Genomic DNA, 15,304 nt, shown 5'->3' with positions numbered 1-15,304 from the left:
TCCGTTACTTCACGCCCCAGATGGTTTTGTAGTGTCCCTGATAGTCGTTCTGCGGGTCGTAATGGTTCTGCGGACCGCCGTCACTGCCAATATTTTCTTTGGTGATCAGGTGCGCCGGGGTGACGTAACCTGACGGCGGCTGCCCGGCAAAGGCGCGGTTAAACTCATCCAGCAGCTGCCAGCCGTGCAGTTTCAGCGGCTCGGCCACGGTGCCGATCTGGCTGTCACCGCTGCGGATACGCTGGAAGGCGGAGATTGAGCCGTCCCCGGCGGAGATATTAAACGGCGCATTTTTACCGCCTTTACCGGCGGTTTTCAGCGCCGGGGCCATAAAGTCAAAGTAGAGATCGTTGATTGCCAGCGCGTACTGGAACTTATCGCCGTACTTCTGCAACAGACTGAAGGTCATGGAGGGCATGCGGTTGGCGGTGTCGGCCAGCGGCGTATCGATAAACTCCACCACTTTACAGCCGCTGCACTTCTCAATTTCCTGCTTCATCGCATTGGCCTTATCCAGTGCGATTTGGTAGAGCGAATCGGTGAAGATCAGCACCTGTGCCTTGCCGCCGGACTGTACCACCGCATACTGCGCGGCGAGGCGGGCCACTTCGTTGGAGTCAGAAGTGATGTTGGCGACCACACCGTATTTAGCAATCGGCCCTGGCTGAGGTTCCGCGTGCCAGGCCATCAGCACGATTTTTTGCTGAAGGGCTTTTTTCAGCGGAATTTTGGCAACATTCGGATTCCAGCCGCCAATCACGATGCCGTCCGGGCGCTGAGCAATGGCCTGGTTCAGCGCGGCCAACTGGTCTTTTACCGAGCCGCCACCGTCGAGGGTTTCCAGCTTCCAGCCTGCGGCAGCGGCGGCTTCACTCAGCCCCTGCTGCACGCCCTGTACGCCGCCATTTTTCATATCCGAGGCGATAAAAATCACCTTCTTATTCTTTTGCAGGACAGGCCCGGTGGTCGGGCCGTCCCACTCTGTGACGCTGGCCGTGGCTTTAGTAATGGCGGCGGTGGCCTGATCGAGGTAGCTGTCGGCCCAGGCGGGCAGCGAACCTGCCAGCAGGGTGCCAAGGGTCAGAGCAAGAAGATGACGTTTCATAGGGTACTCCCTGGAGTGATGGTTTTCTGGTTATTGTCAGGAGTGGTAGCCGGGGTGCTTTGACTGCGCACCACGGCCTTTTGGTTCAGCATCCGGCGGCGCTGGGCGTAACCGGCGAGGGTAATGGAGAGCAGTAAAGTGGCACCGTTAAACAGCGGCTCTACCCAGAAATCGCCGCCGAACTGCTGGATACCGGCGATGCCGATCGCCAGGATAGCAATCCCCACCACGGTGCCCCAGACGTTGACGCGGCCCGGACGGATGGTGGTGCTGCCGAGGAACGCGCCCACCAGGGCGGGCAGCAGGTAATCCATACCCACGCTGGCCTGGCCGACACCCTGTTCAGCAGCGATCAGCACCCCGCTAAACCCGGTCAGTACGCTGGAGGCGATAAAGGCACCGATAGTAAATTTGTTGACGGCAATGCCGTTGAGCCGTGCCGCAGCAGGGTTGCCGCCGACGGCATACATGCAGCGTCCGAGCGGGGTGTGTTCGGTGATCAGCCACAGGATGATGGCTACCGCCAGCACGTAGAAGGCACCCACCGGAATACCGAAGATTTCGGTATGGTGCAGGGCGGTGAAGGCATCCGGCAGATCGCCGACAATCTGGCGGCCGCCGGAGTGCCACAGTGCCACGGCATACAGCACGGTGCCGGAACCGAGGGTGGCAACGAAGCTGTCGATATCGGCCAGCGCTACCAGAATGCCGTTCAGCAGCCCGTAGAGCGCGGAAATCGCCAGCACGGTCAGCACCGCCATCTGCCAGGAGAAGCCATATTCCACCTGTAAGGTGATGGCGAGGATATGCCACAGCACAATACCAAAGCCGACGTTAAGGTCGATTTTGCCGACAATCATCGGGATGGTGGCCGCCAGTGCCAGCAGGGCGATTTTGGCTTTACTGGCGAGGATCGCCTGCAACGTCAGCATGCTGGCGAATGACGGCGAGAGCACGGAAAACAGCAGAGTAAGCAGGATGCACAGCAGTAGCAGACCGTAGCGGGTGACGATTTGCATCGACCATGCAGCGGCACCATGCTCGCCAAGGCTGACCCGCTGTTCCAGCGCGGTCGATTTCACGGATGTTTTGGACATAACAGCTTCTCCTGCCACCGTCGAAGGGTGGCGTTGACAATTCAGACGGTGGCGACAGGGGTTTCGTGACTGGCCGAAGCCAGTTCGAGCAGGTTGGCAAACGTGACCTGGTCATTTTTCAGTTCGCCGACCACCTGACCACGGTTAAACACCAGTGCGCGGTTGCAGATATGGGCGATCTCTTCAAAGTCATTGGAAATCACCAGCACCGCAATGCCGTCGGCCAGCGCTTTGTTCAGCAGGTGATAGATCTCTTCGCGTGCGCCGACATCGACGCCTGCGGTGGGGTCTTCGAGGATCAGCAGCGGGGCATTGAGGTGCATCCAGCGTGCCATGACGACTTTTTGCTGGTTACCGCCGGAGAGGGCGCTGATATCCAGGTTGACGTCTTTCGGACGTACATCAAATAACTGCACTTTCCACCAGCTGGCGCCGATTTCAGCCCGGCGACCGTAACGTGACAGCAGCGGGTGGCCGCTGGCACAGGGGTTAAGAAACAGGTTTTCACGCACGCTCATCGACATCACCAGGCTTTCTCCGGTGCGGTCGCCCGCCACCAGTGAGACACCCGCGGCCATGGCCTGCTGTGGTGACTGGGCGTGATAGTCTTTATCGCGAAACGTCATGGTGCCACCGCTGCGCTGGCGCAGGCCGAACAGCAGGCGGCCAATTTCTTCCTGTCCGGCACCGCGCAGCCCGGCCAGTGCCAGCATTTCACCGGGTTGCAGGCTGAAGGACACCGGGCCGACCTCATCAATGCGCAGCTGGTTGAGCGTCAGCACTGGAGGTTGCCCTTCAGGCAGCGCTTCGCGCTGATCGCCGTCGATGGCTTCCCCGACGATCATTTCGACGAGGTTGCGCAGGGTATATTGCGCCGTCATGCCGCCCGCCACGCGTTTGCCGTCGCGCATCACGCAGACGCGGTCGGCAATCTCAATCACTTCATCCAGGCGGTGGGTGACGTAAATCATCCCGACTTTTTTACTTTTCAGGCGGTTGATCACGCTGAACAGATGGCGCACATCGTTGGCGGGCAATGAGGCGGTGGGTTCATCCAGCACCAGCACTTCGGCATTGACCGCCACGGCGCGGGCAATCGCCAGCAGGGATTTCTCAGTGCGCGACAGCTCAAACACGCGGGCGTCCGGGTCCAGAGCGATGCCGACTTCATCCAGCGCAGCACGTGAACGTTCGCGCACCGCCCGCCAGTCAATCAACCCCAGACGACGGGTAAACCCCATCACCAGTGCCATATTTTCGGCCACCGTCATCCACTCAATCAGCCCGAGATCCTGATGGATAAAGGCGATGGGTTGCTGGCGGGCCGTTTTTAAACTGGCGGCAGAGGCGATACTGGCGTTTTGAAAGCGAATATCACCGCTGTCACGACCATAGACGCCCGCCAGCACTTTGATCAGGGTGGATTTTCCGGCACCGTTTTCCCCCAACAGGGCGACCACTTCGCCGGGGAAAACCTCCAGACTGACATCGTTGACGGCAATATTGCCACCGAACCGTTTGGTGATATGGCTCAGCGTAAGAACCGGTGTACCGGGTGTATGCTGCATTACAGCCTCCTGCAACTCCTGGTGAGCATCAACAGCGGCGACAGCAAGAAAAAACACCGCAATATTTCAATATGCGAAATCAAGTTTCAAAAATACTATTCTCTGTTGGAACGGAAAGCAAAGATGTGACGGTTTTATTTATTGTTTAAAAACAATGCGTTGTTTTTAATGTTGTGGAATTGTGATGAATAGCTCACTTCTGGATGGGCGTTTTTTGGCAGATTTGTCCCTCAGAAAATGCACTGAAACGTCGTTCCATATTCACAGTACGGGATGCATGGGTTACCATCTGGCAACTCCCCGGACGGGGCGCGGGAAACTTAGAGGAAGCGTGGATGAGCGTAAAAGCGGATAGCGTGAAGGATGATAAGAAAGACAAGCCGCTGGGGACGCAGAGCCTGTTTCGTGGCCTTCAGTTGATTGAACTCTTAAGCAACTACCCTAACGGTTGCCCGCTGGCCCATCTCTCGGAGCTCTCCGGGATGAACAAAAGTACCGTGCACCGACTGTTGCAGGGGCTGCACAGCAGCGGCTATGTGACACAGGCACCGTCGCCGGGCAGCTACCGGTTGACCACCAAATTTATCTCTGTCGGGCAGAAGGCACTTTCATCGCTCAATGTGATCCACGTGGCGGCGCCGCATCTGGAAAAACTCAATCTTGAGGTAGGGGAAACGGTGAATTTCTCCAGTCGGGAAGATGATCATGTGATCCTGATTTATAAGCTGGAGCCGACCACCGGAATGATGCGTACCCGTGCTTATATCGGCCAGCATATGCCGTTGTACTGTTCGGCGATGGGCAAAATCTTTATGGCCTGGGGCAGCGAAGAGTATCCGGCGCACTACTGGCAGAGCCATCAGGACACCATTCAGCCCCTGACAAAAAACACCATCATCACGCTGCCGGAAATGCTGGAAGAGCTGAAAAATATTCGCCAGCAGCAGACGGCGATGGACCGCGAAGAGAACGAGCTGGGTGTCTCCTGTATTGCCGCTCCGGTGTTTGATATTCAGCAGCGGGTGCCGTATGCGGTATCCGTGTCCCTGCCGACGGCGAAACTCCAGCAGATTGGGGTGAAAAAGCTGATGGCTCCTGTGGTAGCCACCGCGAAAGCGATCTCCGCCGAGCTGGGTTTTCACGAGTAATTAAACGGGTAATGTGGGCACAAAAATTGTGCCGCTGTGGTTTTAACACTGCCACGACAGGGCGATCTCTCGTCGGGGAGGTATCCCCCATTTCTTCGCTAGAGACGGTGTGACAGGGCTAAGGCCCGTTTGAGCACGCCGGATCGGCAAAAGCCGCATCCATGCGGGCCTCGGCTCGCGCCATCCCTGGCGCGTGACGTCCGGCTTACCTCAAACGGGCCTCATCCCCAATGGCAGAGTGCTCGCTGTGGTTTTAACACTGCCACGACAGGACGATCTCTTGTAGGGGGCGATCATCGTTTCCGATCGATCTGTGTTGATGGTGTGCACGACAGGCTGGATCCGTGTTACTGGCCGACCGAAACAGAAGGTCGGCCACAACGGGTCATCGGGATACTTCAGGACACTTTTATTCATCAGGAGAGAATGAAATGTACAGGGATGTGGTCATAACGGATAGCTCATGGTTAGTCATAATAGGATATGAATTAGTTTCACTATTATTGATGATCCCACTTTATCTGCTTAGCTCAGAAAAAATTTTTACCTTACGGCGCAAAAAGTTGCTTAACCTGGTGATTGTTTTGATAGTGGGGAGCTGCCAGTTTGGTATTGCCAGGTTTGGTGCCGGGCCACTCTATCGGTTTTTTAATTACGCCGCATGGGATGACAGCATTATTCGATATTCTGCTGTGCTATTTTTCATTTTTTATATTCTGTTCCTGGCTGACTGGAAAAAAATATTCAGTTTAGAAAAGGACAGCGTTAAAAAAGATAAATAATGATAGTGCGATGCGTAAATGTTCTTACGTTGACTGTCACAGTGTGACCGCTGCGTGCGCAGCGGCCCAGGCCATCCCTGGTTATCCAATTCTCAACGTCTCCAGCGCACTCAGCAGCGCATCGACCTTCGGCGTGAGCTGTTTTCTGCGTGGCCACACCACATACAGCGGCAGGCCCGGCACCGTCAGTTCCGGCAGGAATGCCACCAGTTCACCGCGTGCCAGTTGTTCTTCCATCAGCCAGGTCGCCATCTGTGCCACGCCCAGCCCGGCCATCACTGCTGAACGCTGCGCTTCGCCATCCCCCAGCGCCATCCGGTGTGGCACGGTGCGTGTGGTAATGCGGCCATCCGGCGAGGTGACATGCCACGGGCTGGTACTGCCGTCGATGCGGTCATACACAATCGCCCGGTGCTGCTCCAGCGCCTCTAACGACTGCGGTGTACCGTGCTGCGCCAGATAGTCAGGTGAGGCGCAAAAGATCAACTGCTCGCAGCCGAGATAACGCACCGCCAGCGAAGGGGGATAACTGCCTGGCCCGCCGATGCGTACCGCGACATCCACGCCCTCTTCAAACAAGTCAACAAAACGGTCCGAGAACGACAGGTTAAGCTGCATGTCCGGGTGTTGCTGGCAGAAGTGATTGAGCAGCGGCATGACATGCAGCCGGCCAAAGGTATGGGGGACGGCAACGCGCAGACGGCCCACAGGAATGGTACGCTGAGCCGCCAGCACCGATTCGGCTTCGCTCAGCTCCCCCAGCACGCGGGTACAGGTGTCGTAATAGGCCTGCCCGGCATCGGTCAGTGCCAGGCTGCGGGTGGTGCGCTCAAACAGCCGTGAACCGAGGCGCGCTTCCAGCCGTGCCACGCTTTTACTTACGGCAGAACTGGTCAGATGCAGCCGTTCGGCGGCGGCGGTAAAACTGCCGCTCTCCACCGTGGCAACAAAGGCGGTGATGCCTTTCAGGCGATCTTCAGATGAGGCCATTCGTTCCTCCTGTTCATGAATACTGTGAATTTATACCTGAGATGAGAATTTAATTCTCTATTAAGCTGGAGGCATTACTGAACAGGAGAGAAATTATGCAACAACGAGCTTTGATTGTCGGCGTCAGCGGCGTCACCGGAAGTGCCCTGGCAGAACGCCTTCTGGCGCAGGGTTGGCAGGTTTATGGGTTATCACGCGGCCGCACGCCGGTCACCGCCGGGGTCACTTCGCTGACCGCCGATTTGACGGACAGCGCATCCGTCCAGGCCGCACTGAAAGAGGTGGTGGTCGATAAGGTGTTCTTCAGCGCCTGGGCACGTCAGGAAAATGAGAAAGAGAATATCCGCGTCAACGGTGGCATGGTGCGTCATGTCCTGGATGCACTGGGCGACACCCTGAAAGGGGGCCATGTGGCGCTGATCACCGGGCTGAAGCACTACCTGGGTCCGTTTGATGCCTACGGTAAAGGCAGTGTGCCGGTGACCCCGTTCCGTGAGGAGCAGGGACGTCAGCCGGTAGAGAACTTCTACTACGCGCAGGAAGATGAAGTCTTTGCCGCCGCAGAAAAATATGGCTGCACCTGGAGCGTTCATCGCCCGCATACGGTGATTGGTTTCGCGGTGGGTAATGCCATGAATATGGGGCAGACGCTGGCGGTGTACGCCACGTTGTGTAAAGCGAGCGGTCAGCCGTTTGTCTTCCCGGGTTCACAGGCGCAGTGGCAGGGCGTTAGCGATATGACGGATGCCCGCCTGCTGGCCGACCAGCTGATTTGGGCCGCCACCACGCCTTCGGCGCAAAACCAGGACTACAATGTGGTCAACGGTGATGTGTTCCGCTGGCAGTGGATGTGGGGCGAAATCGCCGGATACTTTGGTCTTGAAGCCGCGCCATTCAACGGCGAGCAGCCGCTGGAAGGACGTATGAACGACGCCGCTCAGCAGTGGCAGGAGATTGCCCAACAGCACAACCTGAAAGAGAGCGACGTCACCAAGCTGGCCTCCTGGTGGCATACCGATGCCGATCTCGGTCGCCCGATGGAAGTGTTTACCGACGTCAGCAAAAGCCGCAAAGCCGGGTTCAATGGGTATCAGCCAACGCGCGAAGCCTTCTTTGAGCTGTTTGACCGGCTGAAAGCAGAGCAGTTAATCCCACGCTAACAGGCAACGGTTGTTTCCTCCGGGAAACAATCATGGCTTTTTGATGTTTATTGTTGCGCTAAAAACTGGCTGTGGCAGGATGGTTTCAACGGGTGATTACCCACTTAATTTGAACCGAATCTGAACGCAAAGGTGCTGTTATGAACGATAAAGTGGTTAACTGGAATGGTGGCTTACAGCCGGAAGCCGTGAAGATCCTGTCTGCTAACGGCGGCATGATCGTCTGCCCGACCAAAGTGGGCTACATCATCATGACGTCTGATGCCAAAGGTCTGGAGCGCAAGTTTGACGCCAAGCAGCGTAACCGTAACAAGCCAGGCGTGGTGCTGTGTGGTTCTCTGGAACAGCTGAAAGAACTGGCCCAGTTAAACCCTGAAATCGAAGCGCTGTATCAGCAGCACTGGGACCAGGATGTTCTGCTGGGCTGCATCCTGCCGTGGAAAGAAGAAGCGGTGGCACGTATCCCGGATGACGGCTCTAAAGAGCTGATGATGGACCGCCGCCAGACCAGCTGCTTTGTGATTAAGTTTGGCGTACCTGGCGAGAATCTGGCGAAAGAGCTGTGGGAAAACCACGGTAAATTCTCCTTCGCCAGCTCCGCGAACCCATCAGGTAAAGGAAACCGTGGCCTGGTAGAAGGCATTGGCGAGCGCATCGAAGCGCATGCAGACCTGATTATTGCTGCCAACGACTACGTGAAATCCATCCAGCCAAACGAGTCTGAAAAGACTCGCTACGAGCAGGGTGTGATGGTTGCGATGGTTGACGATAACGGCAAACTGGTGCCAGAGCAGAAAGGCGAGCGTAACATCACGCCATGCCCGGTGCTGATCCGTAAAGGTCTGGATGTGGATAAGATTATGTCGATCATGTCTGACATCTTTACTACCTGGGATTACCGTCACGGCAACTATTATTAATTTTACCCGTCATAATTGACGCTACAGCAGCGTTGGCTTCATGTGCTCACCCCGGTCACTTACTCCAGTAAGCTCCCGGGGATTCACGCATTCGCCGCCTTGCTATAACGCCAATTATTTAGGGTAATTTATCCGTCATACCTGACGCTACAGCGGCGTTGGCTTCATGTGCTCACCCCGGTCACTTACTCCAGTAAGCTCCCGGGGATTAACACATTCGCCGCCTTGCTATAACGCCAATTATTTAGGGTAATTTATCCGTCATACTTGACGCTACAGCAGCGTTGGCGGCGCTCACTTACCCCAGTCACATAGTTATCTATGCTCCTGGGGATAAGCAAGCTTGCCGCCTTGCTGTAACGCCAATTATTTAGGGTAAAATAATATCCTCGGTATATTCTATTGCTTTCCGTCTGCTATTGTTATTTCTTTAACGCCTTCTGCAAATCCTCAATAAACAGTCTCACGCGCGGTGAAATAAAATTATCACTTTTCACCAGAACGTATGACTTATAAATATCCATTTCCCAGTCGGGTAATAACTGCACCAGTTCCCCACGGGAAACCGCTTCCTGTGCAATATAATTAGGCAGATAGGCGATGCCGGTTTGTGCCACGGCTGAGTTTAATAAAGCGATGCTGTTATTAGCGCGAAAACGGCTGCGGACTTCAATGTCTTTCTTCTGCTTCTCTTTACGGAACGGTAATGAAATCGTATGGGCCGGGCCACGAAAAAGAATAAAGTCATGGCGCGGCAGATCGTCCGGGCTGGCGATAGGCTCGATATTTTTCAGGTAATCCGGGGCGGCATACAGCCCCCAGGCGATGTCCATCAGCGGACGATAATGGCGGTGGTCGGGTAATTCGCGCGTGATGGCAATGGCGATATCACAGCCATCATCCTCCAGATTGACCGCGCGATCGGTCAGGTCGAGATCGACACTGACGTGGATATTGCTGGCGACAAAACTGTTCAGCGCCGGAACAATACACTGACAGCCAAAGGTGACCGGGGCCACCACGCGCAGGCTGCCGGTCGGCTCTTCGTGGAACTGGCGGATAAAAAGATCGGCGCTTTTCACCTCATGCAGGATGCGGTAACAGTAGTGATAGTACGTCATCCCGACTTCGGTGACCTGAATCCGCCGGGTGGTGCGTTGCAACAGTTTTGCCCCGAGGCGCACTTCCAGCGCCGAGATCTCTTTACTCACCGAGGATTTTGCCAGCCCCAGCGCTTTCGCGGCTTCGGTATAGCTTAACGTTTCCACCACTTTGGCAAAAATAATCATCCCGTGCAGGTTTTCAAAATCGCTCATTATTATCCCGGATTGTTCTGAGGCGGAAACAATAGAGGATATTAGCATATTCCCCGTTTACCGCGCAGAGAAAAACGGTAAGGTGATTAAAATTTATTTACTTTCAATGGCCGAAATATCACGCAGAGATAAATAGCATGGGGCAGACAATCAGTCAGAAAATACTCGCTCGTGCCAGCGGGCGGGAAACCGTTACGCCTGGAGAAATAGTCTGGGCAAAAGTGGATATATTAATGTCGCACGATCCCTGTACGCCGGGTGTCGCCAGCGTATTTAAAAAAGAATTTGGTGAACAGGCGAAAATATGGGATGCCGACCGTTTTATTCTGATTCCGGATCACTTTGTTTATTCGGCTGACCCGCAGGCTAATCACAATATTCGTGTGATGCGCGAGTTCGCTCAGGAGCAGAAGATTAAATACTTCTACGATGCCGGCACGCCACAGTATAAGGGCGTTTGCCATATTGGCCTGGCCGAAGGCGGGCATACCCGGCCCGGCGAGGTGTTACTCGGCACCGATTCCCATACGGTCACCGCCGGGGCTTTTGGCTGTTTTGCTGTCGGGCTGGGGATCACCGATGCGGCCTATGCGCTGGGGACCGGCGAAATCCCACTGAAAGTGCCCACCACCATCCGGGTTAACTATCACGGCACGCTGCCGGCGCATGTGCAGGCAAAAGACCTGATCCTGGCGCTGCTGGCTGAGCTGACGGTGGAAGGGGCAACCTATGAAGCGATTGAGTTCGGCGGCAGTGTCATTGATGCCCTGTCGGTGGAAGAGCGTATGACGATGTGCAATATGGTCGTGGAGTGCGGTGGAAAGAACGGCATTATGGTGCCGAACGCAGCCACGCTGGCTTATCTGGCGGAACGCACCGATATCCCGTTTAGTGTGGTGACGGCCGATGCGGATGCGGACTATAGCCGGGTGGTCGAGTTCGATGTGACGTCCATGCAGCCGCTGGTGGCAAAACCGCACTCACCGGATAACGTGGTGTCGATTGATACGCTGAAAAATGTCGCCATCTCTCAGGCCTATATTGGTTCCTGTACGGGCGGCAAGCTGGCGGACTTTGTCGCTGCTGCACAGGTGATGAAGGGGCGTAAAGTGTCGATCCCGACCTTTGCCGTTCCGGCCACTAAAGAGGTGTTTCATCGCCTGATCACCACGCAAATTGCGGGGCAGTCGGTGTATCAGATCCTCACCGATGCCGGCGTGCAGCTGTCGTCAGAAGCGGGCTGCGCGGCCTGTTGCGGCGGCCCTGCCGATACCTTTGGTCGCGTGCATCAGCCGATTTCAGTGATCTCCACCACCAACCGTAACTTTGTTGGCCGCATGGGGCACAAGCGCGCCACTATCTATCTGGCCTCCCCTTATGCCGTGGCGGCGGCGGCGGTGACCGGCATGATCACCAACCCTGTTGAATTCGGAGTGTAAGCATGGAATCGATCATCAGCGGCGCGGTATACGTGCTGGGCGACAATATTGATACCGACCAGATTCTGACTGCCGAGTATCTCAAAGTGAATCCTTCGACGCCGGAGGGCTATGCCCAGCTGGCCTCACTGGCGATGTGCGGTCTGCCGGAAGGCGCACTACCGTTTATCGATGTGCAGAGTGGGCGCTCGGCTTACCCGATTATTGTGGCGGGGAAAAATTTTGGCTGTGGTTCATCGCGTGAGCATGCCGTGATGGCGCTGGGGGCCGCCGGGGTGCAGGCCGTGATTGCCCGGTCTTATGCGCGCATCTTTTTCCGCAACTGTGTCGCGACCGGAGAGTTGCTGCCCGTTGCGACCACCGCAGCGCTGTATCAGCAGCTGCAAACTGGCGACCGGGTGAGTATTGATACCCGCAGTCAGACGGTGACCGTGCTGGCAACGGGCGAACAGCTGGCGATTGATCCGGTGGGGGAGCTGGCGAATATCATTGATGCGGGCGGGTTGTTTGCCTATGCGCGCGCCAGTGGGCGCATTCGTACAGGGTAACGGAGCAGAGCAACGGGCGAAGCCTGCACAGCGGCTTCACCCGGGAGCTGGCAGGATTATTTCGCTGAAATCGCCAGCGCGCCACCGGCAAAGACAAACAGGCTGCCGGTAGAACGGTTGAGGATGCGCAGACGACGTGCATTGGAGAACACCCCTGACAGGCGGCGTCCGGCGCAGGCATAGCTGAACATAATGCTGAGATCCAGCACCGCCCAGGTGATGGCCAGCGTGGCAAACTGCGCAGCATGTGGCTGGCTGGCATCAACAAAGTTCGGGAACAGTGCCGCGAAGAACAGCAGATCTTTCGGGTTACTGATACCGACCATAAAGCCTTTGCGGAACAGGCGTAATGCGCCCGGCGCCTCTTCCAGCTCCACGGCATTCACCGCAGCAGGCTCGCTGTTATCACGCCAGGCCGCAATGCCCAGCCAGATCAGATACGCGGCACCGACCACTTTTAGCACGGTAAAGGCGGTGGTAGACGCCGCCAGGATGGCACCCAGCCCCAGCGCAGAAGCGGTCATCAGCATCATGGCGGCCAGCACGCCGCCCGTCACCGTTGCCAGTGCCTGTTTACGGCCATAGCGCAGTCCGTGGGTCATGCTGATCAGGGCCGAAGGGCCGGGGATGGCAATCAGTGCGGCAATCACACCGGTATACGCCAGCCAGAGTTGAAGCGTCATTACATAATCCTTTCTGGTTATCACCCTCAGCCTGAGGGCGCCGGGTCTGTTCTTTTCGTCAAATTACGAAGGTGCAATAGTTTATTTTCCCGGCAATGAGAAGTAAATCACAGTCGGGAAATATTCCTGTGACGAGGCCTGTCAGCGATTCAGTACAAGCTCCCCGAACCCCGGGTTTCAGGCGAAAGCGGCCGTTGAGTGGGATAAACACCGCAACGGCCTCCAGCCGATCTATCCACTGCGTGCGAGCCTGTGCAGTCACCGTGGATAAAGCATTTTCCATCAGGGCTCTCTCTGGGTATTGTCTGAATTAGACAAAAAATGCCCCCATACTTAACTTTTACAAGCCCGTAACATTGCAGCGCGGGCTCAACAGGCACAGCCACACGTCATGGGTAAGCGGAAAAATACGCTAATCTTCTGTAAGCGTTGAAGAATACTGTTAAAAACGCCAGAGAAATCATTTTTGCCTTTTTTTGCCACCAGCGTCGTTAAGCTGCTGTAATTTCGCGATTAATGAACACTATTTTAAAAAATAAATAGGCAGTCAGAAATGAAGGGGAAAACGGCAATTTTCATTTTTATTGTCAATGAATTTGGCTTATTTTTCTTTCTGTTTATTTTTTGAAATATTTCTTCATTAAGAGTAATGGAAACATCGGGTTGCGTGCTGAGACTACGGTACTATAATAAGTCTCTTAATCCACCAGCGACTTTGCCATAATATTTAGGCATCAGGAGGTTCTTATCACTTTCAACCAAAATGAAGCGATGATTGACAATAACCCTACTGAATATGAAGCCTGGTACGATGATTATGAGGCTGGGCCTGATTCCGCGGTCGAGCCTCAGCCGGAGCCGATCCGTGGGCTACCCGCGTCCGATATTCTCACCCCTTCAGACCGCTATCAGGAGCTGTTCGAAGTGGTGCAGATGTCGCGTATTTTTTCCGACAGTAAAACCTTTGCTGACTGTGCGCCAAGGTTTGAACCGGAACGTATTCTCTTTCGTTATTATATGGCGCGTGAGCGGGATGATTTTAACCTGCTGGAATTCGTGCTGGAAAATTTCGAGCTGCCACGTGTCCATGACAGCCGCTATGTTTCCGACCCGGAAAACAGCATCGAACAACATATTGATGCGCTGTGGCCGGTATTAACCCGCCAGCCGGAAAAGCATTGCGAGTTTTCATCGCTGCTGCCGCTGCCGAAACCCTATGTGGTGCCGGGCGGGCGATTTGGTGAAACCTACTACTGGGATTCCTATTTCAGCATGCTGGGCTTTGCCGCCGCCGGGCGTGGCGATCTGATGCATAACATGGCCGACAACTTTGCGTGGATGATTGATAAATACGGCCATATTCCTAACGGTAACCGTACTTATTACCTCAGCCGTTCGCAGCCGCCGGTGTTTGCCATGATGGTGGAGTTGTTCGAAAAGAATGATATCCATGAAGCACAGCATTACCTGCCGCAGTTGAAAAGCGAGTATGCGTTCTGGATGGATGGCCAGGACGATCTCTCCCCGAATCAGGCGTATCGCCACGTGGTGATGCTGCCCGATGGTTCGGTGCTGAACCGTTACTGGGATGACCGTGATACGCCGCGTGACGAGTCCTGGCTGGAAGACGTGGAAACGGCACGCCAGTCATCGCGTCCGTCCAGCGAAGTGTACCGTGACCTGCGTGCCGGCGCGGCATCCGGTTGGGACTTTACCTCGCGCTGGCTGGCTGAGCCAGGCCGTCTGGAAAGCATCCAGACCACCAGTATTGTGCCGATCGACCTGAATGCGTTCCTCTACAAGCTGGAAACCACCATCGCCCGATTGTCGGCCAGCAAAGGCGAGCAGGAGACCGCAGACCGCTACCAGCAGCTGGCGCTGCGTCGCCGTGAGGTCGTAGATAAGTATCTGTGGGAAGAGGAAACCGGTCTGTACCGGGATTACAACTGGCGTGAAGGGGAGAAAGCCGCGTTCTCCGCCGCGGCGGTCACCCCGGTGTATGTGGGAATGTCCAGCTATGAGCAGGCCACGCGTACGGCGAAAGCGGTGCGTGACTATCTTCTGGCACCGGGCGGTATGCTGTGCAGCATGGAAGTGACCGGTGAGCAGTGGGACAGCCCGAACGGCTGGGCACCCATGCAGTGGCTGGCGGTAAAAGGCTTCAGCAGTTATGGCGAAGAAGAGCTGGCGAAGGAGATTGCCACCCGTTGGCTGACGACCGTCGATACCACCTGGCAGCAGCATCACAAGCTGGTGGAGAAATACAACATCAGCGGTGATGCCGCGCTGCTCGGTGGCGGTGGCGAATACCCGTTGCAGGACGGCTTCGGCTGGACTAACGGTGTGACGCGCCGTCTGCTTGAGTTGTACCCACGCAGCTGAGATCAGAGGGTGGCCGCCCGGCCACCCTCATCGACGTTTACCCGACAACACCTCGTATTATAAAACTGGCTTATTAACCCCCGCCTGCCATAAGACAAAAGCCTTATTTCTCCATGAAAAATCATGCTATTACTTGGGGATAACCCGCATGATGATCCCGGAGATC

13 protein-coding genes are annotated in these 15,304 nt (G+C 55.7%); 7 read left to right on the top strand and 6 right to left on the bottom strand.

Features of this window, described 5'->3' with window-relative positions:
- Nucleotides 1-4: 4 nt before the first annotated feature.
- The 3 genes from FY046_RS18670 to FY046_RS18660 are packed head-to-tail and all read right to left on the bottom strand — an operon-like array spanning nucleotide 5 to nucleotide 3,770.
- The gene (locus FY046_RS18670) at nucleotides 5-1,105 is read right to left on the bottom strand and encodes an ABC transporter substrate-binding protein (protein WP_133842614.1); all 1,101 of its coding nucleotides are present in this window, start codon (nucleotides 1,103-1,105) and stop codon (nucleotides 5-7) included.
- Nucleotides 1,102-2,202, bottom strand: coding sequence for an ABC transporter permease (locus FY046_RS18665; RefSeq protein ID WP_133842613.1), 1,101 nt, complete (start codon nucleotides 2,200-2,202; stop codon nucleotides 1,102-1,104). Before FY046_RS18665 ends, FY046_RS18670 begins: the two co-directional genes overlap by 4 nt.
- A gap of 41 nt (nucleotides 2,203-2,243) precedes the next feature.
- The gene (locus tag FY046_RS18660; RefSeq protein ID WP_133842612.1) at nucleotides 2,244-3,770 is read right to left on the bottom strand and encodes a sugar ABC transporter ATP-binding protein; all 1,527 of its coding nucleotides are present in this window, start codon (nucleotides 3,768-3,770) and stop codon (nucleotides 2,244-2,246) included.
- A 335-nt stretch (nucleotides 3,771-4,105) separates the two neighbouring features.
- On the opposite strand from FY046_RS18660, the gene FY046_RS18655 reads away from it, so the two are divergent.
- Complete coding sequence (locus FY046_RS18655) at nucleotides 4,106-4,918, top strand: IclR family transcriptional regulator (RefSeq protein WP_133842611.1); 813 nt, start codon at nucleotides 4,106-4,108, stop codon at nucleotides 4,916-4,918.
- Between the two features lie 431 nt (nucleotides 4,919-5,349).
- The gene (locus FY046_RS18650; RefSeq protein WP_446186363.1) at nucleotides 5,350-5,700 is read left to right on the top strand and encodes a hypothetical protein; all 351 of its coding nucleotides are present in this window, start codon (nucleotides 5,350-5,352) and stop codon (nucleotides 5,698-5,700) included.
- 81 nt (nucleotides 5,701-5,781) lie between these two features.
- Here FY046_RS18650 and FY046_RS18645 read toward each other — a convergent pair whose 3' ends face one another.
- Complete coding sequence (locus tag FY046_RS18645) at nucleotides 5,782-6,690, bottom strand: LysR family transcriptional regulator (RefSeq protein ID WP_133842610.1); 909 nt, start codon at nucleotides 6,688-6,690, stop codon at nucleotides 5,782-5,784.
- 95 nt (nucleotides 6,691-6,785) lie between these two features.
- Between FY046_RS18645 and FY046_RS18640 the strand changes: the two genes are divergently transcribed.
- Nucleotides 6,786-7,850, top strand: a complete 1,065-nt coding sequence (locus tag FY046_RS18640; RefSeq protein ID WP_133842609.1) for an SDR family oxidoreductase — start codon at nucleotides 6,786-6,788, stop codon at nucleotides 7,848-7,850.
- A gap of 140 nt (nucleotides 7,851-7,990) precedes the next feature.
- Nucleotides 7,991-8,770, top strand: coding sequence for an L-threonylcarbamoyladenylate synthase (locus FY046_RS18635; protein WP_133842608.1), 780 nt, complete (start codon nucleotides 7,991-7,993; stop codon nucleotides 8,768-8,770).
- Nucleotides 8,771-9,192: 422 nt separating this feature from the next.
- On the opposite strand, the gene FY046_RS18630 is transcribed toward FY046_RS18635, so the two are convergent.
- Nucleotides 9,193-10,086, bottom strand: coding sequence for a LysR family transcriptional regulator (locus tag FY046_RS18630; protein ID WP_446186362.1), 894 nt, complete (start codon nucleotides 10,084-10,086; stop codon nucleotides 9,193-9,195).
- A 137-nt stretch (nucleotides 10,087-10,223) separates the two neighbouring features.
- On the opposite strand from FY046_RS18630, the gene FY046_RS18625 reads away from it, so the two are divergent.
- A complete protein-coding gene (locus FY046_RS18625; RefSeq protein ID WP_446186361.1) occupies nucleotides 10,224-11,525 on the top strand; it encodes a 3-isopropylmalate dehydratase large subunit in 1,302 nt (433 codons plus the stop codon).
- Between the two features lie 2 nt (nucleotides 11,526-11,527).
- On the top strand, nucleotides 11,528-12,073 hold the full coding sequence (locus FY046_RS18620; RefSeq protein ID WP_133842605.1) for a LeuD/DmdB family oxidoreductase small subunit: 546 nt from the start codon (nucleotides 11,528-11,530) through the stop codon (nucleotides 12,071-12,073).
- A gap of 56 nt (nucleotides 12,074-12,129) precedes the next feature.
- Here the strand turns inward: FY046_RS18620 and FY046_RS18615 are convergent, their stop codons facing one another.
- Nucleotides 12,130-12,756, bottom strand: coding sequence for a LysE family translocator (locus FY046_RS18615; protein ID WP_133842604.1), 627 nt, complete (start codon nucleotides 12,754-12,756; stop codon nucleotides 12,130-12,132).
- Nucleotides 12,757-13,503: 747 nt separating this feature from the next.
- On the opposite strand from FY046_RS18615, the gene treF reads away from it, so the two are divergent.
- Nucleotides 13,504-15,138, top strand: a complete 1,635-nt coding sequence (gene treF, locus FY046_RS18610; protein WP_259152095.1) for an alpha,alpha-trehalase TreF — start codon at nucleotides 13,504-13,506, stop codon at nucleotides 15,136-15,138.
- Nucleotides 15,139-15,304: the final 166 nt, after the last annotated feature.

The organism is Erwinia sp. 1181_3 (assembly GCF_052824965.1).
This window is presented reverse-complemented; position numbering and strand designations above follow the sequence as displayed.

Coding starts and splice junctions, on each gene's coding strand:
- FY046_RS18620 (WP_133842605.1), top strand. CDS start 11,528: ATGGAATCGATCATCAGCGGCGCGGTATACGTGCTGGGCGACAATATT.
- FY046_RS18665 (WP_133842613.1), bottom strand. CDS start 2,202: ATGTCCAAAACATCCGTGAAATCGACCGCGCTGGAACAGCGGGTCAGC.
- FY046_RS18630 (WP_446186362.1), bottom strand. CDS start 10,086: ATGAGCGATTTTGAAAACCTGCACGGGATGATTATTTTTGCCAAAGTG.
- FY046_RS18655 (WP_133842611.1), top strand. CDS start 4,106: ATGAGCGTAAAAGCGGATAGCGTGAAGGATGATAAGAAAGACAAGCCG.
- FY046_RS18645 (WP_133842610.1), bottom strand. CDS start 6,690: ATGGCCTCATCTGAAGATCGCCTGAAAGGCATCACCGCCTTTGTTGCC.
- FY046_RS18635 (WP_133842608.1), top strand. CDS start 7,991: ATGAACGATAAAGTGGTTAACTGGAATGGTGGCTTACAGCCGGAAGCC.
- FY046_RS18650 (WP_446186363.1), top strand. CDS start 5,350: ATGTACAGGGATGTGGTCATAACGGATAGCTCATGGTTAGTCATAATA.
- FY046_RS18615 (WP_133842604.1), bottom strand. CDS start 12,756: ATGACGCTTCAACTCTGGCTGGCGTATACCGGTGTGATTGCCGCACTG.
- FY046_RS18660 (WP_133842612.1), bottom strand. CDS start 3,770: ATGCAGCATACACCCGGTACACCGGTTCTTACGCTGAGCCATATCACC.
- FY046_RS18625 (WP_446186361.1), top strand. CDS start 10,224: ATGGGGCAGACAATCAGTCAGAAAATACTCGCTCGTGCCAGCGGGCGG.
- FY046_RS18670 (WP_133842614.1), bottom strand. CDS start 1,105: ATGAAACGTCATCTTCTTGCTCTGACCCTTGGCACCCTGCTGGCAGGT.
- FY046_RS18640 (WP_133842609.1), top strand. CDS start 6,786: ATGCAACAACGAGCTTTGATTGTCGGCGTCAGCGGCGTCACCGGAAGT.